General features: G+C 32.7%; 17 protein-coding genes. 8 read left to right on the top strand and 9 right to left on the bottom strand.

The features are described 5' to 3' along the window. Nucleotides 1–220: 220 nt before the first annotated feature. Nucleotides 221–988, bottom strand: coding sequence for a sulfite exporter TauE/SafE family protein (locus BC961_RS06960; RefSeq protein WP_121925155.1), 768 nt, complete (start codon nucleotides 986–988; stop codon nucleotides 221–223). A 128-nt stretch (nucleotides 989–1116) separates the two neighbouring features. Here BC961_RS06960 and BC961_RS06955 point away from each other — a divergent pair, with 128 nt between their 5' ends. Further along, nucleotides 1117–1638, top strand: coding sequence for a DUF7935 family protein (locus BC961_RS06955; protein WP_121925154.1), 522 nt, complete (start codon nucleotides 1117–1119; stop codon nucleotides 1636–1638). A 28-nt stretch (nucleotides 1639–1666) separates the two neighbouring features. On the opposite strand, the gene BC961_RS06950 is transcribed toward BC961_RS06955, so the two are convergent. From BC961_RS06950 to BC961_RS06940, 3 genes are read right to left on the bottom strand one after another with little or no spacing between them, the layout of a single operon-like run. Continuing rightward, nucleotides 1667–2797 carry a serine hydrolase gene (locus tag BC961_RS06950; RefSeq protein ID WP_121925153.1) on the bottom strand — a complete coding sequence of 377 codons (1131 nt, stop codon included), beginning with the start codon at nucleotides 2795–2797 and terminating at the stop codon, nucleotides 1667–1669. A gap of 53 nt (nucleotides 2798–2850) precedes the next feature. Next, nucleotides 2851–3750 (bottom strand): patatin-like phospholipase family protein, encoded by a 900-nt coding sequence (locus BC961_RS06945; RefSeq protein WP_121925152.1) that lies wholly within the window; start codon nucleotides 3748–3750, stop codon nucleotides 2851–2853. Nucleotides 3751–3801: 51 nt separating this feature from the next. Then, nucleotides 3802–5865, bottom strand: a complete 2064-nt coding sequence (locus BC961_RS06940) for a M1 family metallopeptidase (RefSeq protein ID WP_121925151.1) — start codon at nucleotides 5863–5865, stop codon at nucleotides 3802–3804. 100 nt (nucleotides 5866–5965) lie between these two features. On the opposite strand from BC961_RS06940, the gene BC961_RS06935 reads away from it, so the two are divergent. Beyond that, on the top strand, nucleotides 5966–6700 hold the full coding sequence (locus tag BC961_RS06935) for a Dph6-related ATP pyrophosphatase (RefSeq protein ID WP_121925150.1): 735 nt from the start codon (nucleotides 5966–5968) through the stop codon (nucleotides 6698–6700). Nucleotides 6701–6884: 184 nt separating this feature from the next. Here BC961_RS06935 and BC961_RS06930 read toward each other — a convergent pair whose 3' ends face one another. Continuing rightward, nucleotides 6885–7430: a DUF1697 domain-containing protein gene (locus tag BC961_RS06930; protein ID WP_121925149.1), complete on the bottom strand. Its 546-nt coding sequence runs from the start codon at nucleotides 7428–7430 to the stop codon at nucleotides 6885–6887. A 286-nt stretch (nucleotides 7431–7716) separates the two neighbouring features. Here BC961_RS06930 and recG point away from each other — a divergent pair, with 286 nt between their 5' ends. The 5 genes from recG to BC961_RS06905 all read left to right on the top strand — a co-directional run bounded on the left by recG (nucleotide 7717) and on the right by BC961_RS06905 (nucleotide 16682). Then, nucleotides 7717–9825 (top strand): ATP-dependent DNA helicase RecG, encoded by a 2109-nt coding sequence (recG, locus tag BC961_RS06925; protein ID WP_121925148.1) that lies wholly within the window; start codon nucleotides 7717–7719, stop codon nucleotides 9823–9825. A gap of 218 nt (nucleotides 9826–10043) precedes the next feature. Further along, nucleotides 10044–11102, top strand: a complete 1059-nt coding sequence (locus BC961_RS06920) for an efflux RND transporter periplasmic adaptor subunit (RefSeq protein ID WP_121925147.1) — start codon at nucleotides 10044–10046, stop codon at nucleotides 11100–11102. Between the two features lie 58 nt (nucleotides 11103–11160). Continuing rightward, a complete protein-coding gene (locus BC961_RS06915; RefSeq protein WP_121925146.1) occupies nucleotides 11161–14256 on the top strand; it encodes an efflux RND transporter permease subunit in 3096 nt (1031 codons plus the stop codon). Between the two features lie 84 nt (nucleotides 14257–14340). After that, nucleotides 14341–15654: a TolC family protein gene (locus BC961_RS06910; RefSeq protein ID WP_121925145.1), complete on the top strand. Its 1314-nt coding sequence runs from the start codon at nucleotides 14341–14343 to the stop codon at nucleotides 15652–15654. A 101-nt stretch (nucleotides 15655–15755) separates the two neighbouring features. Continuing rightward, nucleotides 15756–16682: an AraC family transcriptional regulator gene (locus BC961_RS06905; RefSeq protein WP_121925144.1), complete on the top strand. Its 927-nt coding sequence runs from the start codon at nucleotides 15756–15758 to the stop codon at nucleotides 16680–16682. 2 nt (nucleotides 16683–16684) lie between these two features. On the opposite strand, the gene BC961_RS06900 is transcribed toward BC961_RS06905, so the two are convergent. Beyond that, nucleotides 16685–17059 carry a DUF779 domain-containing protein gene (locus BC961_RS06900; protein ID WP_121925143.1) on the bottom strand — a complete coding sequence of 125 codons (375 nt, stop codon included), beginning with the start codon at nucleotides 17057–17059 and terminating at the stop codon, nucleotides 16685–16687. Nucleotides 17060–17134: 75 nt separating this feature from the next. After that, the gene (locus BC961_RS06895; protein ID WP_121925142.1) at nucleotides 17135–18640 is read right to left on the bottom strand and encodes an aldehyde dehydrogenase family protein; all 1506 of its coding nucleotides are present in this window, start codon (nucleotides 18638–18640) and stop codon (nucleotides 17135–17137) included. Nucleotides 18641–18903: 263 nt separating this feature from the next. On the opposite strand from BC961_RS06895, the gene pheT reads away from it, so the two are divergent. Then, a complete protein-coding gene (pheT, locus tag BC961_RS06890) occupies nucleotides 18904–21324 on the top strand; it encodes a phenylalanine--tRNA ligase subunit beta (protein ID WP_121925141.1) in 2421 nt (806 codons plus the stop codon). 117 nt (nucleotides 21325–21441) lie between these two features. On the opposite strand, the gene BC961_RS06885 is transcribed toward pheT, so the two are convergent. Both BC961_RS06885 and BC961_RS06880 read right to left on the bottom strand, forming a co-directional pair. Beyond that, nucleotides 21442–21996 (bottom strand): fasciclin domain-containing protein, encoded by a 555-nt coding sequence (locus BC961_RS06885; RefSeq protein WP_121925140.1) that lies wholly within the window; start codon nucleotides 21994–21996, stop codon nucleotides 21442–21444. 369 nt (nucleotides 21997–22365) lie between these two features. After that, nucleotides 22366–24648, bottom strand: coding sequence for a GH92 family glycosyl hydrolase (locus BC961_RS06880; protein WP_121925139.1), 2283 nt, complete (start codon nucleotides 24646–24648; stop codon nucleotides 22366–22368). Nucleotides 24649–24753 lie beyond the last annotated feature (105 nt).

Genomic DNA, 24753 nt, shown 5'->3' with positions numbered 1-24753 from the left:
ATTGCAGAGAAGAAAAATTATTCTTTTTAATTAATAATTATGTAGTGTTTAAATGTTTTTACCATATAAGATATATAAGAACATTTAAGTTTTAGATGAATCGCGCAAATAATTTTGATAACCATGAATTATTGTAACTATTAGTGTAATATGAAGATCTAAGTATTAGTGCTAATTTGTGAAATTTGTGTCTGTCTTTATTAATAGAGCTTCTAGTCCTTTATTTAAAAAACACATCGTATGCAAAACGAATTAGAGTTCCAATTACAACTACCAAAAAGAAAATTCTAATAAAACTATTTCCCTTGTTAATCGCTAGTTTAGCTCCAAGCCAACCTCCAAGCGCATTACTAAAAGCCATTGGAATCGCAACAGCCCATATAATTTTACCTTTTAATATGAACAGACAAATAGAACCAAAATTTGTCGATAAGTTGACCATTTTGGCATTTGCAGAAGCATGTAAAAAATCAAATCCCATGATAGCTATAAATGCTACAACAAGGAAACTCCCTGTTCCTGGCCCAATAAAACCATCATACAGACCTACTATAAAACTAATTCCTATAGCATTAAAAATTTGGGTACGTGCGGAATGATTTTTTTCTGCATGTTGACCAAAATTCTTCTTTGCGTAGGTATAGATTACTAAGAACGACAAAACCACTAAAAGTAAAGGTTTCATAAAATCATTGCTGACGTAAGTAAGTAAAGTTGAACCAAGAAAAGCTGACGGAAACGCTAAAAGCATCATGATACTTAGTAATTTCCAATTCATATCTACTTTTTTTAGATACTGGTAGGCTGCAAATGAAGTTCCACTAAATGCAGGCACTTTTAAAGTTCCTATTACAGTTGAAACCGGAAGATTAGGTAATAAAATTAGCCCCATTGGAGTTTGTATTAGTCCGCCTCCACCCACAATCGCATCTATAAATCCTGCAGCAAAAGCAGCTAAACAAAGTAAAACTAATATGTAAGTTTCCATTAAAATAGTCCGTGTTAAATTTTTGACAGTAAATGGCAAAATTACCATTCGAAAACAGTTATTACTAATTAAATGGCGGCGATTTATAATCTAAAAAGTATATTTGTGCTTTTCAAATTATACTCAAAATGGATTCTACTAGAATAATCGAAATATTAGCTTATTCAATACCGTCACTTATAACTGGTGGCGTGGCGTATTTTCTTTTTATATCTTATTTTAAAGATCAGCAAAATACGCGAAAGTGGTTGTTGCAAAAAGATACGCTTCCTGCTATTTTACCGTTGCGATTACAAGCATACGAAAGAATAACGCTTTTAATGGAACGAATTAATCCTTCGCAAATGATGGTTCGAATAAACCCGCTATCGAATGACAAAGTAGATTATCAAAACTTAGTAATAGCGCAAATCGATCAAGAATTCGAGCATAATTTATCGCAACAAATTTATGTTTCTGAAGAGTGTTGGTCTATAATAATGACAGCAAAAAACGCTACAATTCAAATGATTCGCTTAGCAACTCAAAATGACAAAGTAACAGATGCCGATAGTTTACGTGCTTATGTAGTAAGTGATTTTATCGAAAAACCAACACCAAGTAGTGCAGCACTATCATTTATCAAAAATGAGGTCGGACAATTGTGGTAATGCAGAAAATTCTAGTTAAAAGAAATCTCTAACGTTTGTTTCGCTCATATAATTGACGACCTAATTCAGCTAGAAAAGGCAAACTTACAGTGTCATATTCATAAACATTATCATTAAATATTCCATTATTATTAGCGATGATTGTGGCCGATAACATGAATTCGATCTTGTTTTCTGCATCAACGATGTAAGCGCAGTCTATCATTGTTCCGTAAGCATTTCCAACTTTATTATAAATCTTTATTGACGGAGGAATGTTTTCTTGAGTGTCTCCAAACATAAGAAATTTACAATATCCATCGTAATATTCAGTAGAATTGTACCCAGCGTTTTTTGGAAGATTCTGCATTGAATACAATAGAAATTGTCTGTCATTCTCCGTTATTTTGAAACGCTCTTCTTCTTTAAAAGCCTCCGGAAACACAATGCGCTTTAAGGTACTGTGTAAGGACTGCAAAGGATAATAATTTCTCTTAGAGAAGTCGAATGATTCGTTGACCATTTTTCCTTCCCCATTTAGATAACCAATTCCTTTATGAGTTCCGCTCAGTTTTAAAGCAGTTACTTCCTGATTTAGTTTCGATGGAAATTCTATTAAAACTTGATCTTCCTTAAATAATGTAGTGGATTTAACTAAAGGGTTTCTTGGATCAACACCAGAAAGTCTGTGACTCATTCTAAATGGAGATAAACCTTTCTCTATCATCTTTTGATTGATATAATCAAACCCGATAAATTCAAATAAATTAGTACTAGCCACATTATCGCTAACTGCAAATACTTTCGAAATTTCGTCAGCAAATTTTAATTTTTCATTGTTTCCTTCAATAGAAAATTCTGTATTTACTGAAGTATTATCAATTGTATTTAATTTTTCTAACGCGAGAATAGCAATTGGAAGTTTTATAGTACTAGCAGGGTAAAAGTAGTTAGTGGTATTAAGATTATAAGTGTAATCTTTGAATGAAACTTTGCCATTCTTATCTCTTATAATTTCAGTGTAAATAATCTGCAGTTCGTGCTGTTTTGCATTATCCATTACACCTTTAATCTTTGGATTAGTTGAATTCAGCACATTTTTTAAATGATTTCTATACGAGCTGCAGCTAAAAATAAAAACTAGAATTAATAATGAAAATATCTTTGTAATTGAACTCATACATTTAAAATTTATTAGAAATAGTAAAATAGTAACGATTTATTAATCTAAAATCACCTGTTATCACTCATTAATTCTGATTTATTTTGGGCATATTCATAACCTTGTTTCCACCACTCTTTCATTACTTTTTTATTGAAAATAAGTGCGTTGTTTGTCAATTTTACCGGCGTATAATATAAATTCAGCTTTACATTCTTATGATTTGCTAATAACTTTCCAATAGCAATATCATGCTTTTCTACTTGGTCTAAGGCAATTCGGAACAGATCAATCATTAGTGAAAAAGGATTTTTACCAACAATAGCCTTTTCTAAATTTACTTCACTTTCTAAAATGACAACATCAATTTCAGTAGCGCCGCGATTGATAGCTTCTCTAATAGGAACTAGACTGGAGAATCCACCATCGCCATATTCATCATTATTTTTTGTCACTAGGCTCATAAAAGGAATGTAATTACTCGAAATCCAAATCCACTCACAAAATTCAGAATACTTAAAATCTCGAATGGACTTATACTCCGCTTCATTTTTAGAAAGATTTGTAACTGTAATAACAACATCAGTATTTAAAGACTTTAGCTTATTAAAATCAGCCGTATTGAAATTTCTCTTAATGTAAGTCAGCAGTCGATTACTTTCTCCAAATGTTCGCTTTCCCTTTATGTATTGCCAAATGACATTAAAATGATTGATTGTTACGATGTCAACACCGTTTTTCTTTTTTACAATAAAAGGATTTACATTAAAAATTTTCTTCATATCAACATTAGTATAAATGCGATGAATTTTTTCAATATTTCCTAAAGCTAAATGCGGGATTAGTAAACTACCAGTTGAAGTTCCTATAAAAATATCATATTTTCTTTTCTCTACTTCAAGAAGATATTGCGCAACACCGCCTGCAAATGCTCCTTTACTTCCTCCACCCGAAATTACTAATGCTCTCATAAAATTATTATTATTGAATAAAATTGGTAAAATCTAAGATATATTAAAATCTCATTCTTTTAGTAACCGTTCAAGTTGAAACTGCTCATTTTCATTTAATTTGGGAAGGATCCTTTCAAACGAAATTCTCATCTCGCTATTTTTCAATAGTTTTCTAATACTGTCTCTTCCAAATTTAGAAAATTGCCACATATGGTGTGTAGTTGCATTAACTAAATTACTCAAAACAACATCATTTATTAATTTAAAAGCTATTAGATTTTCCAAAGCGTTTTGTCGGTTTGTAGCTTCGAAATTTATTGACGAATACTCAATTAATTCACTTATCAAAGCTTCCTTATCCTCTGCATAATTTGCTGTTGTAAGCGCTAACGATAACCATAAATTTCTCAAATTATAATCGTTGAAACCTATCCAATTTTTAGACTGATCCAAATATTTAAACCGCTGTAAGGGGAAGTTATTCGAAAGATTGAACAATGCGATTTCTTGTGTCTGATATGATCTGTCGTCTAACAACGATTCATATTCACCTCTAAAATCTTCTGGTATTTTATTTACAGTTCGTGCTACTGCCTGGCGAACTTGTACATTATTAGTATGCAAAGCTAAAACTAGAAATTCTTTTTTGTCTTCAAATTTTTCATTATTAATTTGATTTAACACAGCTTCCTTAATAGTGTAATACACATCAGATTGCATAATTTCAGTAAAGTACTTCTTCTTTTCTATTAAAGATTTATTTCTTAATTTATCCACTTCTAGAAAAGCAGCTGTTGCCTTATTTTTTTTAAGTAACTCATTCGCTTCTAAAGTACTGAATGCACTTGATTCAAGCCAAACTTTACTAAAACTTTTTAAATCAAAAGACGATACTTTTTTTATTTCAGTAAAGAAATCTTCCGTATTTACTGATTTGAAAGAGTTTTTTTTCAAATACGCTTTTACCGCTTTTTTGAATTTTTTTTCACCGATTGCTTCTTTTAAAACAAACAAAGCCCAAGCTCCTTTTTGATAAAATGTCAAAGAACTCGCTTTAGCATTTAAAACTGGAATAGTATCAGATCGTGAAGCAAATTTCAGTTGCTGAGCGGATTCGTATAGTTTAGAATAAAAGTAATCTTCGCCATATATTTCTCTTTCTGCTAGCAAAGCGTAATACGTCGCAAATCCTTCTTGCAACCAATGGTGTTTACTGCTTTCGGCGGTTACCAAATCACCAAACCACTGATGTGCTAATTCATGTGCATTTACATTTGTGTAATTTCGATCAGCAAATCCAATTGAATCTACAACATAGCGAGTTGAGAATAAAGTTGAAGAAGTATTTTCCATTCCAGCGTACAAAAAGTCACGGACAGGTGTCTGTTTGTAAATTTCCCATGGATACTTCACTCCTATTTCTTTTTCGAGAAAATCAAACATCTTCTTAGAATAGCGATAAGTAGGTTCAAATTTCTCTTTGTCCTTCGGTTCGTAGTACATTTCTAGAGCGATTCCTGAATGAGATAATTGCTTTTTCTGTTCATATTTCCCAATGGCTAGCATCAATAAATAGGAACTCATTGGTTTTTTCATTTTATAATTCCATACCGACATTCCGTTTAATTCTGATTTAAAATCAAGTTTTCCATTCGAGATAATTTCGTACTCTTTATTAAAAACAATATTTAAATTAAAGATTACTTTTTCATTTACATCATCAAAGCTAGGAAACCAATGACTAGTATATTTACCTTGTCCTTGCGTCCATATTTGGAGATTGTTCTTCTCTTCTGAACCAACAAAATAAAGTGTTTGTTTTGGCGTAGCGGAATAAGAAAAACTCAATTTATTTTTTCCTTTTTGGAAAGGGAAAATGATTTGTAATTCTTTCATCGTGTATATAAAATTGATTATTTTACCATTCAATTTTACATTTGAGAATAACATGTTTTGAGCATCAATTTTAATCGTATCAATGGGTTTCAATACTTCAAAATCATAGTAAACATCGCCTGCAATTGATCTGCTAACAGGATTTATAGTAATTTTTCCTAAAACTGATTTAAAATCAGTAAATTGAGTTTGTTGTGCAAAAATGAAAGAAGTTATAAAGAGGAAGAGATATTTCATTGCTATTATTTTATACTAAAAACTCAAAGTTACAATCATTTAATTAAAAAATAAATGGAATAGCGTAAGTTTACAGTTAGAAAACTACAATAAATAACTATTGAAACCAAAAGCCATTTTTAACTGGAGCAGCGGAAAAGATTCTGCTTTAGCATTATACAAAGTAATCCAAAATTCTGAATTTGAAATCTCTTGTTTACTAACTAGCGTAAATCAAGAGTTTCAGCGCATTTCTATGCATGGAGTGCGTGTTGAACTTTTGAAACAACAAGCAGAAAGTCTCGGAATTCCTCTTGAAATTATGCAAATTCCTGAAACGCCAACGATGGAAGCATATGAAAATGTAATGAACGAAACATTAATGAAGCTAAAAGATCAAGGAGTAACACATTCTATTTTTGGTGATATTTTGTTGGAAGATTTACGTAAATATAGAGAAGATCAATTATCCAAAATAGGTTTTAAAACTGTATTTCCGCTTTGGCAAATACCAACTATTAATTTAATTCAAGAATTTATCAGTTTAGGATTTAAAACTATTGTCGTTTGTGTAAATGAACGTTTTTTAGATAAAAGTTTTGTGGGTCGAATTATTGATCAGGATTTCATTAATGATTTGCCAGACAATGTAGATGTATGTGGAGAAAATGGAGAGTTTCATACCTTTACTTTTGATGGACCAATATTCTCTAAGCCAATTAACTTTAATATAGGAGAAATAGTTTACCGAAAACATGAGCAACCAAAACAAGAGGATTCATCTAATTCAGCTTGTGATACAAGTTCTTCAGATGTTTTTGATTTTGGGTTTTGGTATTGTGATTTAATTCCATAGTAAATTTGGGTTATTATTTCGCGACGTGCTGAACATTAGCGAAACTATGAAGCAATTTTAAAACTTTTCACAAGTACTTTTGTCACGCTGGAATCGTCTCAATTACGTTGCTCTCTAAAGTTGGGACGCTTCCAGCGAGACAAACTAAATAGAAAAAGCACAACAGAAAGTGAAGACTCGAAAATTATCTCTCTTCATACATTTTTAGCAACTGCGTAACCGTATTCCAATTCCGAATCGTAGCAATTACATTTAATTTTTTCTCAATGTATTTTTGATCAAAACGTGTCTTTCCAGCTCCAACAGCATACTTAATAAAAATTTTATTGCCGTCAATACTAGCTTCATCGGGTTTAAATTGACTAATTCTCAAATCATTCATACTTGTACTCGATAAAGTGGTCGAAATAAAAGCAACATACAACTTTTTAGTATCTACTTCTTGCTCTTTTAAATAAGCATTGTTTTTAAAACAAGCTTCTAGGTCTGCTTTACCAATAACCACAACCGGAACTTCATGACCGAAAATTTTAAAGATTTCTTGCTTAATTTTAAAACCAACTGCTGCTGCATTTTCCTCTTCGCTATCCACAAAAACATTTCCAGATTGAATATAGGTTTCCACATTTCGAAAACCGATATTTTCTAAAGTAGTCTTAAGAGCATCCATTTTGATCATACTGTGACCAGAAACATTGATGCCACGAAGAAGTGCGAGATGAGTTGTCATTTTTTAAATTTTATTTTAGCAAAGATATTGTGTTTAAAAGGAAATTTTACAATAATTCTACTACTTGAAAAGGATTATGTTATTTGGGGATTGCTAAACTATCTGTTCAATATTGAAATTTTACTTTTTTATGTTTCATCTAAGAAAGTTATGAAGTAGAAATGAATTTCAAATAGTCTTATTTTAAATATTTAGAAAAAATCACTGAAAAGGCAATTATTAAACTATTTTTATTTGTAAAATACACTAATTTTCAAAATTAAAAACAAAGAACTATCTTCGCACAATGCAGCAAAACCTACTACTTACTCCCATAGAATTCCTAAAAGGTGTGGGCCCTAATCGGGGCGAATTGCTACGTAAGGAGCTTGGGATTTATAAGTATTCGGATTTGGTCAACTTTTTTCCAAATAGATATATTGATCGAACGCGTTATTACAAAATCAATGAGCTACAGAATAATGGTGCTGAAGTTCAAATTATTGGGAAAATAATAAACATTAAAACAGTTGAATTTGGTAAAAATCAAAAACGCCTCGTCGCAATCTTCGTTGATGATACGGGACAAATGGAATTGGTTTGGTTTCAAGGTCATAAGTGGATTCGCGAAAGCTTGAAAGTGAATGAAGTCTGCGTGATTTTTGGAAAATGCACTTCCTTTGGAAATATGTTTAACATGGCACATCCTGAAATCGAATTAATGGCGGAGCACAAACAAAGTCTGCGTTCTGCAATGCAACCCGTTTATCCATCGACTGAAACTTTGACTAATCGCGGGGTTTCAAATAAAGTCATCAATAAAATGATGCAGCAATTATTTATTGAAACTCAGACATTGTTTATCGAAACATTGCCCGACTACTTGATTTCAGAATTAAAATTGATTTCTAAAAAAGAAGCTTTATTCAACATTCACTTTCCAAAAAGCCCAGAAATCTTGGCCAAAGCAAAATTTAGATTGATTTTTGAAGAATTGTTTTTTATTCAATTGCAGTTAATTACTAAAAATCTCATCCAAAAACATAAAATAAAAGGACATCCCTTTACTAAAGTCGGTGAATATTTCAATGACTTTTATCAAAATCATTTGCCTTTCGAATTGACTAATGCGCAAAAAAGAGTAATAAAAGAGATTAGAAACGACATGGGTAGCAATGCCCAAATGAACCGATTATTGCAAGGAGACGTAGGTTCTGGTAAGACCATTGTCGCATTTATGAGTATGCTTTTAGCATTAGATAATGGCTTCCAAGCGTGCTTGATGGCACCAACAGAAATTTTAGCCAATCAGCATTTTATCGGTTTATCTGAATTAGCAGAAAGCGTGAACATCAACATTCGAATTCTTACAGGTTCAACTAGAATTGCACAACGCAGAATAATTCATGAGGAACTGGAAAACGGTACTTTAGATATTATTATTGGAACGCATGCTTTAATAGAAGATAAAGTGAAATTTAAAAATTTAGGTCTTGCTGTCATTGATGAGCAACATCGTTTTGGGGTAGAGCAACGTTCTAAATTGTGGAAAAAAAACACAATTCCACCACACGTATTAGTAATGACCGCAACTCCTATTCCCCGTACTTTAGCGATGAGTTTATATGGCGATTTAGATATTTCAGTAATTGACGAGCTGCCTCCTGGTAGAAAACCAATTCAAACAGTACATCGTTTTGATAGCAATCGATTGAAAGTTTGGAAATTTCTGAGAGATGAAATTGCTTTAGGAAGACAAATTTATATCGTTTATCCTCTTATTCAAGAATCCGAAAAAATGGATTATAAAGATTTGATGGATGGTTATGAGAGTATTTCAAGAGATTTTCCACTTCCGCAATATTCAATTTCTATTTTGCATGGAAAGATGAAACCAGCAGATAAAGATGCTGAAATGAAACGCTTTTCTGAAGGCAAAACAAATATAATGGTGGCTACAACGGTTATTGAAGTTGGCGTTAATGTTCCTAATGCGAGTGTAATGATAATCGAAAGTGCTGAACGTTTTGGATTATCACAGCTTCATCAACTTCGCGGTCGTGTAGGACGTGGTGCTGAACAAAGTTATTGCATCTTGATGACAAGTCATAAAATGAGTAATGATAGTAAGACAAGAATGGAAACGATGGTTCGAACGAATGATGGTTTCGAAATTGCCGAAGTAGACTTAAAACTACGAGGTCCCGGAAATCTTATGGGAACTCAGCAAAGTGGTGTACTAAATTTACAAATCGCTGATTTAGTCAGAGATCGCGATACTTTGGCATTAGCCAGAAATTATGCCATGAAATTATTGAAGGAAGATGCTGCTATGCAAAAGCCAGAACATGCGTCCTTACGTGCAGTTTACATAGAAATGACTAAGAAAAAAAATATCTGGAATTATATTAGCTAATATTTTTTTACAACATAATTAAACCTTTATCATTTTTTACAGTCTTGTTCAATTGAGATTTTAGGAACTTTAGGTGGCTAATTTTGTGTTTTAATTAATATTTGTATGTACAAACGTTAAATAATATTTAACTAATTCACTATTTAAGATTCTAAAAACTAAATTTGTTTTTTTGAAATAATTAGATTGCTTTTTATTCTTACTTTATAACTTTAAATATGAAAATTAAATACCTAGTTTACACTTTACTAGCCGTTGGAATTATTGGCTTTATTGGTTACAGAATTAACTCAAATAGTAACAAAGCAGGAGATTCTAAAGGTCCAAAAGGCAAGTCTAAAGCAATGACTTTGACTGGAATCGTTGTTAAATATCAAACATTTGATAATAACTTATCCCTTTCTGGTTCTATCGAAGCAAACGAGCAAGTTGAAATTCGTAGTGAAGTTTCAGGTATAGTTGAAGGCATTTATTTTCAAGAAGGAAGCAATGTTAGTAAAGGACAAGTTCTTTTTAAAGTTAATGATATTGAATTAAGAGCTCAATTAAGACAAACCTCTACTAAAGAAGGTTTAGCTTCAGAAAACGAGAGAAGAGCAAAATTACTATTGCAAAAAGAGGCAATAAGTCAAGAAGAATATGACTTAGCAAGAGCCGATTTAAAATCAGCACAAGCGCAAAGTCAGTTGATACAAGCCCAAATCGCAAAAACATCCGTAAGAGCGCCATTTTCTGGTAAAATTGGCTTGCGTTCTATTTCTCCTGGAACTTATATTACGCCAGCAATTTTAGTAACCAAATTAGTTAATACAGGAAAATTAAAAATTACTTTTTCGATTCCTGAAAAATACGCAACTCAAGTTAAAACAAACACTACAATTAGTTTTAAAGTTGCAGGTTCGGAGGAAAGATATACAGCAAAAGTATATGCAATTGAGCCAGAAATAGCTGTGGCCACTAGAACTTTGCAAGTTCGTGCGATCGCAGAAAATAAAGATGGTAAATTATTACCGGGAACTTTTGCAGACGTAGAATTACCGTTAGATATTATAAAAGACGCGATTGTTGTTCCTACTGAAGCGATTATTCCAGTCCAAAATGGAAAGAAAATTTTTATTTCTAATAACGGTTTAGCCAAAGAATTAATGATAGAAACTGCTACAAGAACAGAAACTTCGGTTTTAGTACTTTCAGGTTTAAAAGAAGGTGATACCGTTATTACAAATGGTGTGATGGCATTAAAAAATGATGATCCCGTTAAAGTTATAGTAAAATAGATTTCGCAATTAGATTTTAATTTTAATCTAAAAACCAACAATCAAAATAAAAATTTAAATGAGTTTATCAACTACAAGTATTAGAAGACCAGTAATGACCATAGTGATCAATTTGGCCATTGTGTTATTCGGATTAATAGGATATACTTTTTTGGGTGTTCGAGAATTTCCATCAATTGATCCTGCTCAAGTTTCTATTCGTACCAATTATGCTGGTGCAAATGCTGATATCATCGAATCCCAAATTACAGAACCTTTAGAGAAGGCAATTAACTCAATTGACGGAATTCGAAACGTAACATCTTCGAGTGCGCAAGGAAGTAGTAATATTACGATCGAATTTAATCTGGATAAAAATCTTGAAGACGCTGCTAACGATGTTCGTGATAAAGTGTCACAAGCAGTGCGTAATCTTCCACAAGATATTGACTCTCCTCCTGTTGTTTCCAAGGCTGATGCCAATGGTGAAGCAATTATTTCGATGACAGTTCAGAGTGATACGCGAAGCGCACTAGAACTTAGTGATTATGCAGAAAATGTAATTTCCCAACGTTTAGAAACAATTCCTGGCGTGAGTGGTGTCCAAATTTGGGGACAAAAACGATACGCAATGCGTTTGTGGATTGATCCAATTAAACTAGCTTCTTATGGTTGCACGGTTTCAGAAGTAAGAGAGGCCTTGAATAAACAAAATGTTGAATTACCTTCTGGAAAACTGACAGGCGCTAACACCGAATTAACAGTAAAAACTGTTGGTAATCTTTCTACTGCCGAGGAATTTAATAATATTATTATTCGTTCTGAAGGCGATAAAATTGTTCGTTTAAGTGATATTGGAAGTGCTAGTATAGGTCCTGAAAATATTGAAACTAAAATGACACAATCTGGTACTCCTCTTGTTGGTGTTGCGATTGTTCCTTTACCTGGTGCCAATTATCTAGATATATCTAAAGAATTTTACAAAGTTTTTGAAGCCTTGAAAAAGGATTTACCGCAAGACATAAAATTAAATATAGCGATTGATAACACTATTTTTGTTAAAAGATCAGTTATTGAAGTAGCGGAAACATTAGGAATTTCGATTATTTTAGTAATCTTAATTATCTTTTTATTCTTTAGAGATTGGGCGATAGCATTTAGACCTCTAATCGATATTCCGGTTTCATTAATTGCTACCTTCTTTATAATGTGGCTTTTTGGATTCTCGATCAACGTATTGACTTTACTAGCCATTGTTCTTGCAACAGGACTTGTAGTTGATGATGGAATTGTTGTTACCGAAAATATTTTTAAGAAAGTTGAAGAAGGAATGAATCCAATCGAGGCTGCAATTAAAGGTTCAAATGAAATATTCTTCGCTGTAATTTCGATTTCCGTAACCTTAGCAGCTGTATTTTTACCTGTTATTTTCCTCGAAGGATTTGTCGGGCGGCTATTTAGGGAATTTGGTGTCGTGATTGGCGCCGCTGTTCTTATTTCAGCCTTTGTGTCACTAACGTTAACTCCTATGTTGAACGCGTACTTGATGAAAGGTGGCGAACAAAAGAAATCAAATTTTTATCTTAAAACAGAGCCTTATTTCCAGAAATTGAATAAAGGATATGCGGATTCACTATCTAATTTCATGAAAAGGAAGTGGCTGAGTTTCCCTATTTTATTCGTTTGTTTTGGACTGATTTATTTGTTTTTTAATTTATTACAAAAAGAGACAGCGCCTTATGACGATCGAAGTAGTTTTGTGATGCGTATGACTACTCCAGAAGGTTCTTCTTATGAGTATACTGACCGATTCATGCAAGAAATATCTAAATTAGTGGATGATTCTATTCCTGGAAAAAAGGTGAGTTTAGTTATTACCTCTCCTGGTTTTGGATCTTCATCTGTGAATAGTGGATTTATCCGTGTTTCATTAGTAGATCCTAGTGAAAGAACTGATTCTCAAAAAGAGATTGCCGAGAAACTTACTAAATGGACCAAGCGTTATCCAGAAGCTAAAACATCCATTATTGAGCAGCCAACTATCGCTGTAAATAGACGTGGTGGTTTACCAATCCAATATATTATTCAAGCACCGAATTTCGAGAAATTGAGAGAAAAAATTCCAATTTTCATGGATGAAGCTGCTAAAAATGAGACTTTCTCCATTACAGATGTGAATTTAAAATTCAACAAACCAGAGATTAATGTAACAATAGATCGCGAAAAAGCGGAAAGTTTAGGTATTTCAGTAATTGACATTGCACAAACGTTACAACTCTCTTTAAGTGGACAACGTTTTGGTTACTTTATGAGAAATGGAAAGCAGTATCAAGTAATTGGTCAGTTTGATCAAAAAGATCGATCTAAACCTCTTGATTTAACTTCGATGTTTGTTAAAAACAAGAAAGGTGAATTAATCCAGATGGACAACGTTGTTAATGTGGAAGAGCAAAGTAATCCTCCGCAATTATACCATAACAATAGATATCTCTCGGCGACTGTTTCTGCAGGTCTTGCTCCAGGTAAAAGTATCAACGATGGAATTGATGCCATGAACGAAATAAAAGCCAAAGTTTTAGACGACACTTTCACTACTGATTTGGGTGGAGAATCTCGAGATTTTGTTGAAAGTAGTTCGAATACAGCATTTGCTTTTGGACTAGCTTTATTACTAATCTTCCTTATTCTATCAGCACAGTTTGAGAGTTTTATAGATCCATTCATTATTATATTAACAGTGCCAATGGCAGTTGCTGGTGCATTGTTCTCGTTATGGTTATTTAACCAAACTTGGAATATTTTTAGCCAAATTGGAACCGTCATGCTAATTGGTTTAGTAACTAAAAACGGAATATTAATTGTCGAATTTGCCAATCAGCTCCGAGAGCAAGGAAAGCCAAAGTTAGAAGCCATTTTAGAAGCTTCAGAAGCGAGATTACGTCCTATTTTAATGACGAGTTTAGCAATTTCGTTAGGTGCACTTCCTATTGCGATATCTTTTGGTGCAGCTTCTACAAGTAGAATGGGAATGGGAGTTGTAATCGTAGGAGGAACCATTTTCTCTTTGGTTTTAACATTATTTGTTATTCCTGCGCTATACTTAATGTGGTCTAAAGCGAGAAAGCATTATCCGGAGTTTGACCATATTGAAGAATATGAAAAAGACGTTAATTAACAAAGAGGAATAGATCTATCACGAAAAGTAAAACTTAAAACTTAAATTTCTAAAAACACTTTTCGTGTCCAACAAAATATAATTATGACACATAATAAAATAATATTTCGAAGTTTGATTGTGCTATTCTTTTTTGCAGTTAATGTTAACGCACAAGAAGTATTAACAATAGAAAATGCTGTAAAAATCGCATTGGAAAACAACTACGAAATAAAAATTGCATCTAATAATTCATTAATTAGTAAAACCAACGTTACTTCAGGTAACGCAGGAATGCTTCCTAAAGCTACTGCAACAATCGTTGATAATAACGGAATCCAGAATCTTTCTCAAACACGTGCTGACGGTACGGTGACCACTTTGAATAATGGAAAAAGTAGTAATTTGAATTATGGTGTTGGTTTAGACTGGACCATTTTTGATGGTTTTAAAATGTTTGCGAAACTAGATCAATTGAAAGAACTTCAAAAGCTAGGCGAAGCGCAACTAAAAATGACGATAATCACAAAGATAAGTGATGTAAATGCGACCTATTTTGATCTTGTGCAGCAACAACAACAGTTAGCGGCTCTAGATACAACGATCGTAATTTCGAACCAGCGTTTAAATTTGGCTCAAAATAGATTCTCCATTGGAAAAGCATCTAAGTTGGAAGTTTTAAATGCGCAAGTCGATTTAAATACTGATAAAGTAGCATTACTTAGACAAAAGGAATTATATGCAAACACTAAAATTGTTTTAAATCAGATCCTTGCAAGAGATGTCAAGACAGATTTTAATGTTGTTGATTCAATAACAGTTGATTCTACTTTACTACTTCCTCAATTAACGGAGTTAGCAGAAAAACAAAATCCACAATTAGAAGCTCAAATTATAAATAGAAAAGTAGTAGAATTACAATTAAAACAAATTAAAGGAACTCGATATCCAACTGTTAGACTAAACACGGGCTACAATTTTTCAGAAAGTCAGTCTAGCCTTGGCTTTACAACAGAATCTTCTGCGAGAGGTTTGAACTATGGTTTTAGTGCTTCGTTAAATTTATTTGATGGTTTTGCACAGAATAGAAATGAACAGATTGCTAAAATCCAAATTGATAACTCTAAACTAGCTTTTGATCAGCAAAATGAGCAACTTTATTCTCAATTAGCGACTTCATATCAAACGTATATGACAAATCTAGAGCTGATTGATTTAGAAGAGAAAAATGAGGCTATAGCCAATCAAAATTTAAATATCACACTAGATAAATTTAAAATTGGTACTATTACTACTCTTGAGTTCAGAACAGCACAATTAAATTATGTGAATGCAAAAGTTCGTTACAGCAACGCACAATTTCAAGCTAAATTATCAGAAATCGCGTTAAAAGAGCTAGCAGGAACAATTTCATTTTAACGTTAATCAAATGATTAATTTTTGTTAATTAGTAAATTCATTTGTAATCCATACTATTATTTTCCTTAAATTTAAACTTCGCCTTTTTTAAGTTTAAATCTATGAATAGTAATCGTGCCTTTATACATCCTCCATCATTATCAAATGAAAAATCATTAAAAACATTAGTGGAGAATAGAACCGTTTATTCCCTAAATCACTGTGAGTTAAATATTTTTGAGACATATGAACCTACTCAATCAGTACCATTAAAATTCAATGACTTTGTGGTTACGAGCATGTTGAGAGGAAAGAAGGTAATGCATCTTTTTGACGATCCCAGTTTTGTTTATTTACCAGGAGAAACAGTAGTTATCCCTTCTAATGTGGAAATGAAAATTGACTTTCCTGAAGCTTCTAAAAACAATCCTACACAATGTTTAGCTTTGGCGATAGACCATGCTAAGATTACAAATACTTTACACTATTTAAACGAAAGGTATCCTAAGGAGGGAAATTCGAATTTCTGGCAACTCAACTATCAAAATTACTTCTTTTACAATAATGTGGAATTAGCTTCTACAATCAATAAATTGATAAAAGAATGCATGAGTACTTCGATTACCAAAGATGTATTAGCTGATTTAACTTTACAAGAATTATTGATTCGGATTATCCAAACTCAAACTGCGAAAGCAATTAACGATGGTGAATACAGCGATCCGAAAAACCCAATCACACAAGTTGTAGAATTCATTCGATCCAACTTAAAAGAAAACATAAGTTTAAAGAATCTAAGCGAAAAGGCTTGTATGAGTACCACTTCATTTTATCGACTATTCAAAAGAGAATTAGGAATGAGTCCTATTGAATTTGTAATTAGTGAAAAAATAAGATGTGCCAAGCAATTACTTAAAAATCCAACGATTCAAATTAATGAGGTTTGCTATTTATCAGGATTTGAAGATTCAAATTACTTTATACGATTATTTAAAAAACATGAAGGAATTACTCCTAAGCAATACCAAGCACTTTATATAATCAACTAATCTTACTCTATAAACTTTAATGGTTCTAAAGATAGCTCCTCTTCAGGCGTGAAAATTCTATATTCAATACGGAATGTTTTTTTTAATGGTGTTTCTAAGGAAAAACCCCCTACTCCAAATGCATCAATGACATCTAAAGTAAAGTGAGAATGTTTCCAATATTCGAATAAATCATTGTCCACCCAAAACTCTGTATCTTCGATTGTACCAATGCAAACGTCACCCATGCGCTGATAAAAACCACCTTTTTCAAAACATTGTGGCTGAGTTCCTTCACAACATCCACCGGCTTGGTAAAACATTAGATCAACGTGCTTTTCTTGTAAAATTTTTATTAATTCTACTGCTTTTTCAGTCGCGTCAATTCTTCTTGTCATAGTATTTAATTTTAAAATAATACCTGGCAAATTTTACAATCTACCAGGTTTATGATTAAGCAATAATCATTACTATCAAAAGAAACCTAACTTATTCTTGTTATAAGAAATCAGCATGTTTTTAGTTTGGCGATAATGTCCCAACATCATCTTGTGATTCTCACGTCCAATACCAGATTGTTTATACCCTCCAAAAGGAGCTCCAGCAGGGTAAGAATGATACTGATTGATCCAAACACGTCCAGCTTGAATAGCTCTAGGAACTTGGTAAATTTCGTGCGCATCACGAGTCCAAACTCCAGCACCTAATCCATACATCGAATCATTTGCAATAGCAATAGCTTCTTCAGTGGTTTTAAAAGTCGTTACTGCCAATACTGGTCCAAAAATCTCTTCTTGGAAAATACGCATTTTATTATTCCCTTTAAAAAGCGTTGGTTTAATGTAATAACCGCCTGCAAGTTCGCCACCTAGATGATTTTCCTCGCCGCCCGTTAAAACTTCTGCACCTTCTTCTTTACCTAATTTTATATAACTAAGAATCTTTTCCTTTTGAACTAGTGAGGTTTGAGCTCCCATTGTAGTTGTTTTGTCCAATGGATTTCCCATTATTATTGCTTCCGTTCTCTCGATAACTCTCGCAATAAATTTTTCATAAATATCTTCATGAACTAAAAGTCTTGAAGGACATGTACATATTTCTCCTTGATTGAATGCAAATAATACAGCACCTTCAATCGCTTTATCATAAAATGCATCATCAGCATCCCCTACTGACTTCATAAAAATATTTGGAGATTTTCCACCTAATTCTAATGTAACTGGAATTATATTCTCAGTTGCATATTGCATCACTAACCTTCCTGTAGGAGTTGAACCTGTGAACGCAGCTTTAGACACTTTTTTATTCGTTACCAATGCTCTTCCTAGTTCAGCACCAAAACCATTCACGATATTTATTACACCAGCAGGAAGAACATCTGATATCAATTCCATTAATACTAAAATTGAAATTGGTGTACTTTCTGCAGGTTTTAAAACCACTGTATTTCCGGCGGCTAGCGCTGGTGCTAATTTCCACACTGCCATTAAAATTGGAAAGTTCCATGGAATAATTTGGGCAATAACTCCTAAAGGTTCGCTTAAAGCAATAGAAACTGTATCCTCATCAAGCTCTGTAATTGAACTTTCTTCTGCTCTAATTACACCAGCAAAATATCTAAAATGATCTGCTGCATATGGCATGTCAGCAGCAAGTGTCTCGCGAATTGCTTTTCCATTATCTACCGTTTCAATAGCGGCTAAATATTCCAAATTGTCTTCAATAATCTGCGCTATCTTGTTTAAAACTGTACTTCGCTCTGTAGCGGATGTTTTTCCCCAGGTTTGGAAGGCTTCGTGCGCTTTATCAACTGCAAAATCCACATCTACTTTAGTCGAATGTGCTGCTCTAGTAAACACTTTTCCATCTATGGGAGAAACAACATCAAAATACTGTCCGCCAATAGGTGGAACAAATTCTCCTCCTATAAAATTATCATACTTTGCCTTGAATTCAGGCCTTTTAACTATATTTCCCATACCATTAAATATTTTATTTTCTCAAATTTAGCTCTGAATTTCTTAAGGTAATAGCACTATTCATTCAAGTAGTAGCATTAAATTTTCAAATGTGTTTTTTTAAAGTTATTATCTTAGTATATTCTCATTTAATTGCATTATTGTCTACCAATTATTTGTTTGGAATGGCTCAAAATTTTTATAAATGGTTACAAAAAAGCAAAAATTTTGTTTCTTTCTACAGTATGCAATCCTTATATTTGCAATCTCAATAAAATCGTAAAATGAAAATATCGTACAACTGGTTAAAGCAATTCATTAAAATAGACTGTAAATCAGAAGAGACTGCAGCTTTGCTAACAGATCTAGGTCTTGAGGTGGAAATTGTTGAGAAATATCAATCCGTAAAAGGTGGATTAGAAGGAATTGTTGTTGGACATGTACTCACTTGCGTTCAGCATCCAGATGCCGACCGATTGAAAATAACTACGGTAGATTTAGGTACTGGAATTCCATTGCAAATTGTATGTGGAGCTAATAATGTTGCTGCGGGACAAAAAGTGCCTGTTGCTACAATTGGAACTGTATTGTATGATAAAGAAGGAGTTTCTTTTACTATCAAAAAAGGAAAAATTCGTGGACAGGAAAGCCACGGAATGATTTGCGCTGAAGACGAACTAGGTTTAGGTGAAAGTCATGACGGAATTATGGTTCTCGATGAAGCATTGATTCCAGGAACTCCAGCCGCGACGGTTTTTAAAATTGAAAATGATGAAGTTTTTGAAATTGGTTTAACACCAAATCGTGCCGATGCAATGAGTCATTTAGGAACAGCACGTGACTTGCGAGCAGGAATGCAGCAAAAAGGTATTAATGTCGAATTAATAACACCTTCTGTTAGTAATTTTAGAGTTGATAAAAGAACACTAAAAATCGACATTGATGTCAAAGAGCCAAAGCTTGCTCCTAGATATTGTGGTGTAACTATTTCAGGTATTGAAGTTAAACCTTCTCCAGCTTGGTTACAAAATAGATTAAAATCAATTGGATTAAATCCAAAAAATAATATTGTAGATGTTACTAATTATGTATTACACGAATTAGGTCAACCACTACACGCATTTGACGCATCAAAAATAAACGGTAAAATCGTAGTACAAACGCTTCCTGCAGGAACTAAATTTGTTACTTTAGATGATATCGAAAGAACATTGCACGAAGAAGATTTGATGATCTGTGATGAGAAAGGTCCGTTATGTTTAGCAGGAGTTTTTGGTGGTAAAAAGTCAGGAGTTTCAGAAAACACAACTTCTATTTTCTTAGAAAGCGCTTACTTTAATCCAATAAGTATTCGTAAGTCGGCTAAAAGACATCAATTAAATACTGATGCTTCTTTTAGATTTGAAAGAGGTATTGATCCAACTATCACGGAATACGCTCTTAAACGCGCAGCTTTGCTGATTCAAGAAGTTGCAGGTGGAGAAATCACATCTGATGTTCTTAATGTTTATCCTAAGAAAATTGAAGACTTTACGGTTTTTCTAAACTTTAGTAAAGTAGCCAAAATTATTGGAGAAGAATTGCCAAAAGATACGATTAAGAAAATATTAGTTTCCTTAGATATCAAAGTAAATAGTTTTTCTGACGCTGGATTAGGATTAACAATCCCTGCTTACAGAGTAGATGTCCAAAGAGAAATTGATGTAATAGAAGAAATTCTAAGAGTTTATGGATACAACAATATTAACTTTTCGAAAAAAGTAAATGCTACAGTATCTAATTCTCCTAGAAATGAAGATTATAAAGTTCAAAATGTAATTGCTACTCAATTAAATTCTCAAGGATTTAATGAAATGATGGCAAATTCGTTGACGACAGCTTCATACATTGAACTTTCATCAGAATTAAATGCATCTCATAATGTTACTATGTTAAATCCGTTAAGTGCTGATTTATCTACAATGAGACAGTCCTTATTATTTTCAGGATTAGAAGCAGTTTCTTATAACATCAATAGAAAGAATGCGGATTTAAAATTATTTGAATTCGGAAAAACCTACCACAACTATCTTGCTGGTTACGAAGAGAAAAAACATCTAAGTATGTTTTTGACTGGAGATAGAAATCAAGAGAGTTGGACTCAAGCAGAAAAGCCATCTGATTTCTTTTTGTTTAAAGGATATGTGACTGGAATACTTTCGAGATTAGGTATTTCAAAAACACAAAATGTACCAGCAACTTCAGATGTATTTTCAGAAGCAATCGCTATTGGATATGGTACGGAAACATTAGTTGAGCTCGGAGTTGTTAAAAAATCAATTTTGAAACACTTTGGAATTAAACAAGAAGTATTCTACGCTGATTTTAATTGGGCTTTAATTCTAAAACTTGTTACAACTAAAATTAAATACACTGAAATTCCAAAATATCCAGAGGTTACTAGAGATTTAGCTTTACTAATTGATCAAAGTGTAACATATGAAAGTATCTATAGTGTTGCAAAACAGACAGAGAAATCATTTTTAAAAGACATTAGCTTATTTGATGTATACGAAGGAAACAATCTTCCTGAAGGTAAAAAATCATACGCTTTACGCTTTACAATTCAAGATAGTTCAAAAACTTTGACTGATACTCAAATTGATAAAATCATGAGTAAATTGCAAAATAATTTTGAAACTGAACTTGGAGCAAGTTTAAGATAATTTTTTTTTTTTTGAAATCCCATTCGCTTCGGTGAATGGGATTTTTTTATACAAAAAAGGCTCTGCAAATTTTGCAGAGCCTTTTTAACTAATAAAACATCAACCTATAATCAACAATTAACTTTTTGGTAAAACCACTGCGTCAACAACGTGAATTACACCATTTGATTGGTTTACATCAGCAATAGTTACTTTAGCGCTTTTTCCGTTTTCATCTGTGATGTATAACGATTTTCCTTTCATCCATGCTGTTAATGTACCACCACTAACAGTTTTCAAAGTTGCTTTTCCTTTACCCATTTTGATAGCTTTTGCTATGTCCATTGAATTCATTTTTCCTGCAACAACATGATACGTTAATATTGTTTGTAACATTTTTAAATTTTCTGGCATCAATAAAGTTTCAACTGTTCCTTTTGGCAATTTATCAAATGCTGCATTTGTTGGAGCAAAAACCGTGAATGGTCCTTTACTTTGTAATGTCTCAACTAATCCTGCTGCTTTTACTGCTGCAACTAGCGTAGTGTGATCTTTAGAATTTACAGCGTTCTCAACGATGTTTTTTGTTGGATACATCGCTGCTCCACCAACCATTACTGTTTTTTGAGCGAATGATGTAGCTCCAAATACTAATGCTATAAAAGCAACTGATAAAAATTTTCTAGTGTTCATAATAATCTATTTTTTTAAGTTATATAAAGTCATTTACGCACTAAGATTGAGTTTGGTTTTAAAAAAACGAAAGTATTTTTCAAATTGCTGAATATCATATATTTATAAACAAAATATTTTAATCTCCTGAAAATAAAAAGTACTCAAATAGCCCCGATTGTAGCGGCATCCTTTAATAAGGCATCAAGCCTTATTAAAGATATAGCGCAAAGCGGGACTAATAGCGAATAGAAAGCAAATGGCTGTGCTACTAAATACCACGAAATTATATAAAAAAAGCCTCACGGTTGTGAGGCTCTAAATAATCAAACAATTCAATTAAGTATTATTTTCAATTTTCGATCTAAAGTTAATTAATACTGTTTAAGTCTAGTTATGTTTATTACTCATCGTAAAAATCATTTTCCCTCCTTTTACAATTTCACTATGGTCAATAGAATGATTATTTACAGATTTGCCATTTAATGTAATACTTTTAACAAACACATTTTTGTCAGATTGATTTTTTACTACTATCTCAAAAGTTTTACCATTTTCTAAATTAATCTTAGCATTATTCACCAATGGACTTCCAATAGAATATTCAGAAGAACCTGGCGCAACGGGATAAAAACCCATACTACTAAATATGTACCAAGCACTCATTTGGCCGCAATCGTCATTACCTCCTAGACCATCTGGCGTCGGTTTATATTGCATTTTCATAATATTTCGAACTTGAGCCTGAGTTTTCCAAGGCTGATTTGTCCAATTGTATAAATATGCTACATGATGTGCAGGTTCATTTCCATGAACGTAACCACCAATAATTCCGTCACGGGTTATATCTTCTGTTTCCGCAAAGAAAGAATCCGGCAAATGCATAGTAAATAAGTTATCTAGTTTTTTTGTAAATATGCTTTTGCCTCCCATCGTATCAATTAATGCCGTAGGATTATGAGGTACAAAAAAGCTATAATTCCAACTATTACCTTCAATGAATCCTTGACCATGTGTACTTAATTCGTCAAATTCCTTTTTAAAAGTTCCATCAGCAAGTTTTGGACGCATAAAACCAACTGAAGCATCGTAATTGTTTTTCCAATGATCAGCGCGTTTGATAAATTCATTGTAGATGTCTTGTCGGTTCAATTTTTTAGCTAGTTGCGCTATTGTCCAATCATCATAAGAATACTCTAATGTATTTGAAACGGAAATATCTGTTTTCTCAGCAGCAATATATCCTTTATCAATATAGTCACCAATATTCTCGTAACTTCGCTTTCGTGCTGTTGCTACGCAAGCGTCTAATGCCTTGTTTGCATCACCTTTGTAACTTCCTTTAATAATCGCATCTGCAATCACAGAAACACTATGATAGCCGCTCATACACCAATTATCATTAGCATAGTGACTCCATATCGGTAACATTTTCAGTGTGCTTTGGTTGTAATGTTCTATCATCGATTGTACCATATCACTATTGCGATTAGTTTGAACCAAATTAAATAAAGGGTGCAACGCGCGGTAGGTATCCCATAAAGAAAAAGTAGTGTAATTTGTAAATCCAGCTGCTTTATGCACCTCTTGATCTAAACCTTTATATTCTCCATTAGTATCCATATAAGTCGTTGGACTAATAAAAGCATGGTACATTGCGGTATAAAAATTAATTTTGTTGTCATTAGAAGCGTCAATTACAATTTTATTTAATTCATTATTCCAATTTTCTTGCGTCTGCAATTTTACTTTTTCAAAATCCCAATGTGGAATCTCGTTTTGCATATTTTCAATTGCATTTTTTTGACTCACGGGTGACAAAGCAAATTTAATTTTTACTTTTTCATTTTCTTCTGTATCAAAATCAAAGTACATTCTGATTTTCTTACCCGCTATTTCCGGAAAATTTTGTTCTTGGTTAAATTTTCTCCAAAAACCGCGGTAGATTTGTTTCGTATCAAAATTTTTCTGACCATAACCTTTAAAAGGTTTTGAAAAACTCATTGCAAAATATACAGTTCTTGTCCTACCCCATCCGTTATTTTGTTTATAACCTGTTACTAAAGTATCATTAACAACTCGCACAAATGTCCATACATTTTTATCCTCATAATTATAAATACCGGCCATTAAATCTAATATTATATGAGCATCGTTAGTTTTTGGAAAGGTATATTGATGCATTCCAACACGTGTAGTTGCTGTTAATTCAGCTAAAATATTATCATCATCGAGCTTTACTTTATAGTAGCCAGCTTCAGCGACCTCATTTTTATGCGAAAATGAAGATCTAAAACCAGACAATGGCTTATCTGCTGTTCCAGGATTTAATTGTAATTTTCCAACAGTTGGCATGACTTGGAAATCACCCAAATCTGAATGACCTGTTCCACTAAAATGTGTATGACTAAAGCCCACAATCGTTTTATCGTCATATTGATAACCTGCGCAGTATTTATAAACATCTGGATTGTATTTCCCCTTTACTGCATAAGGAATTGTATCTGTATCAGGACTTAATTGCACCATCCCAAAAGGCGATGTAGCACCAGGATAAACGTGACCCATTCGCTGAGTGCCAATGATAGGTTTAACATATTGAACAAGATTTTTCTTTTGGGCAAAAACTACGATTGATATAAGGCAGGTAATTATGGATACTATTCTTTTCATTTCTTTTTATTAAAATAGAATTAATACTAGATTCTCAAAGATAGCTAATAACTTGAGAGAGATTTACAGGAAAAAATAGGTTTATTTATAACCAAAAAAAAGCCT

Origin of the sequence: Flavobacterium weaverense (assembly GCF_003688495.1) — a bacterium.
GTDB lineage: Bacteria > Bacteroidota > Bacteroidia > Flavobacteriales > Flavobacteriaceae > Flavobacterium > Flavobacterium weaverense.
The sequence above is the reverse complement of the archived record's forward strand: the minus strand, read 5'-3'. Positions and strand labels throughout refer to the sequence as shown.

Excerpts from the sequence above, each read along its gene's own strand:
- BC961_RS06960 (WP_121925155.1), bottom strand. The coding sequence starts at position 988 with ATGGAAACTTACATATTAGTTTTACTTTGTTTAGCTGCTTTTGCTGCA.
- BC961_RS06955 (WP_121925154.1), top strand. The coding sequence starts at position 1,117 with ATGGATTCTACTAGAATAATCGAAATATTAGCTTATTCAATACCGTCA.
- BC961_RS06950 (WP_121925153.1), bottom strand. The coding sequence starts at position 2,797 with ATGAGTTCAATTACAAAGATATTTTCATTATTAATTCTAGTTTTTATT.
- BC961_RS06945 (WP_121925152.1), bottom strand. The coding sequence starts at position 3,750 with ATGAGAGCATTAGTAATTTCGGGTGGAGGAAGTAAAGGAGCATTTGCA.
- BC961_RS06940 (WP_121925151.1), bottom strand. The coding sequence starts at position 5,865 with ATGAAATATCTCTTCCTCTTTATAACTTCTTTCATTTTTGCACAACAA.
- BC961_RS06930 (WP_121925149.1), bottom strand. The coding sequence starts at position 7,430 with ATGACAACTCATCTCGCACTTCTTCGTGGCATCAATGTTTCTGGTCAC.
- recG (WP_121925148.1), top strand. The coding sequence starts at position 7,717 with ATGCAGCAAAACCTACTACTTACTCCCATAGAATTCCTAAAAGGTGTG.
- BC961_RS06920 (WP_121925147.1), top strand. The coding sequence starts at position 10,044 with ATGAAAATTAAATACCTAGTTTACACTTTACTAGCCGTTGGAATTATT.
- BC961_RS06915 (WP_121925146.1), top strand. The coding sequence starts at position 11,161 with ATGAGTTTATCAACTACAAGTATTAGAAGACCAGTAATGACCATAGTG.
- BC961_RS06910 (WP_121925145.1), top strand. The coding sequence starts at position 14,341 with ATGACACATAATAAAATAATATTTCGAAGTTTGATTGTGCTATTCTTT.
- BC961_RS06905 (WP_121925144.1), top strand. The coding sequence starts at position 15,756 with ATGAATAGTAATCGTGCCTTTATACATCCTCCATCATTATCAAATGAA.
- BC961_RS06900 (WP_121925143.1), bottom strand. The coding sequence starts at position 17,059 with ATGACAAGAAGAATTGACGCGACTGAAAAAGCAGTAGAATTAATAAAA.
- BC961_RS06895 (WP_121925142.1), bottom strand. The coding sequence starts at position 18,640 with ATGGGAAATATAGTTAAAAGGCCTGAATTCAAGGCAAAGTATGATAAT.
- pheT (WP_121925141.1), top strand. The coding sequence starts at position 18,904 with ATGAAAATATCGTACAACTGGTTAAAGCAATTCATTAAAATAGACTGT.
- BC961_RS06885 (WP_121925140.1), bottom strand. The coding sequence starts at position 21,996 with ATGAACACTAGAAAATTTTTATCAGTTGCTTTTATAGCATTAGTATTT.
- BC961_RS06880 (WP_121925139.1), bottom strand. The coding sequence starts at position 24,648 with ATGAAAAGAATAGTATCCATAATTACCTGCCTTATATCAATCGTAGTT.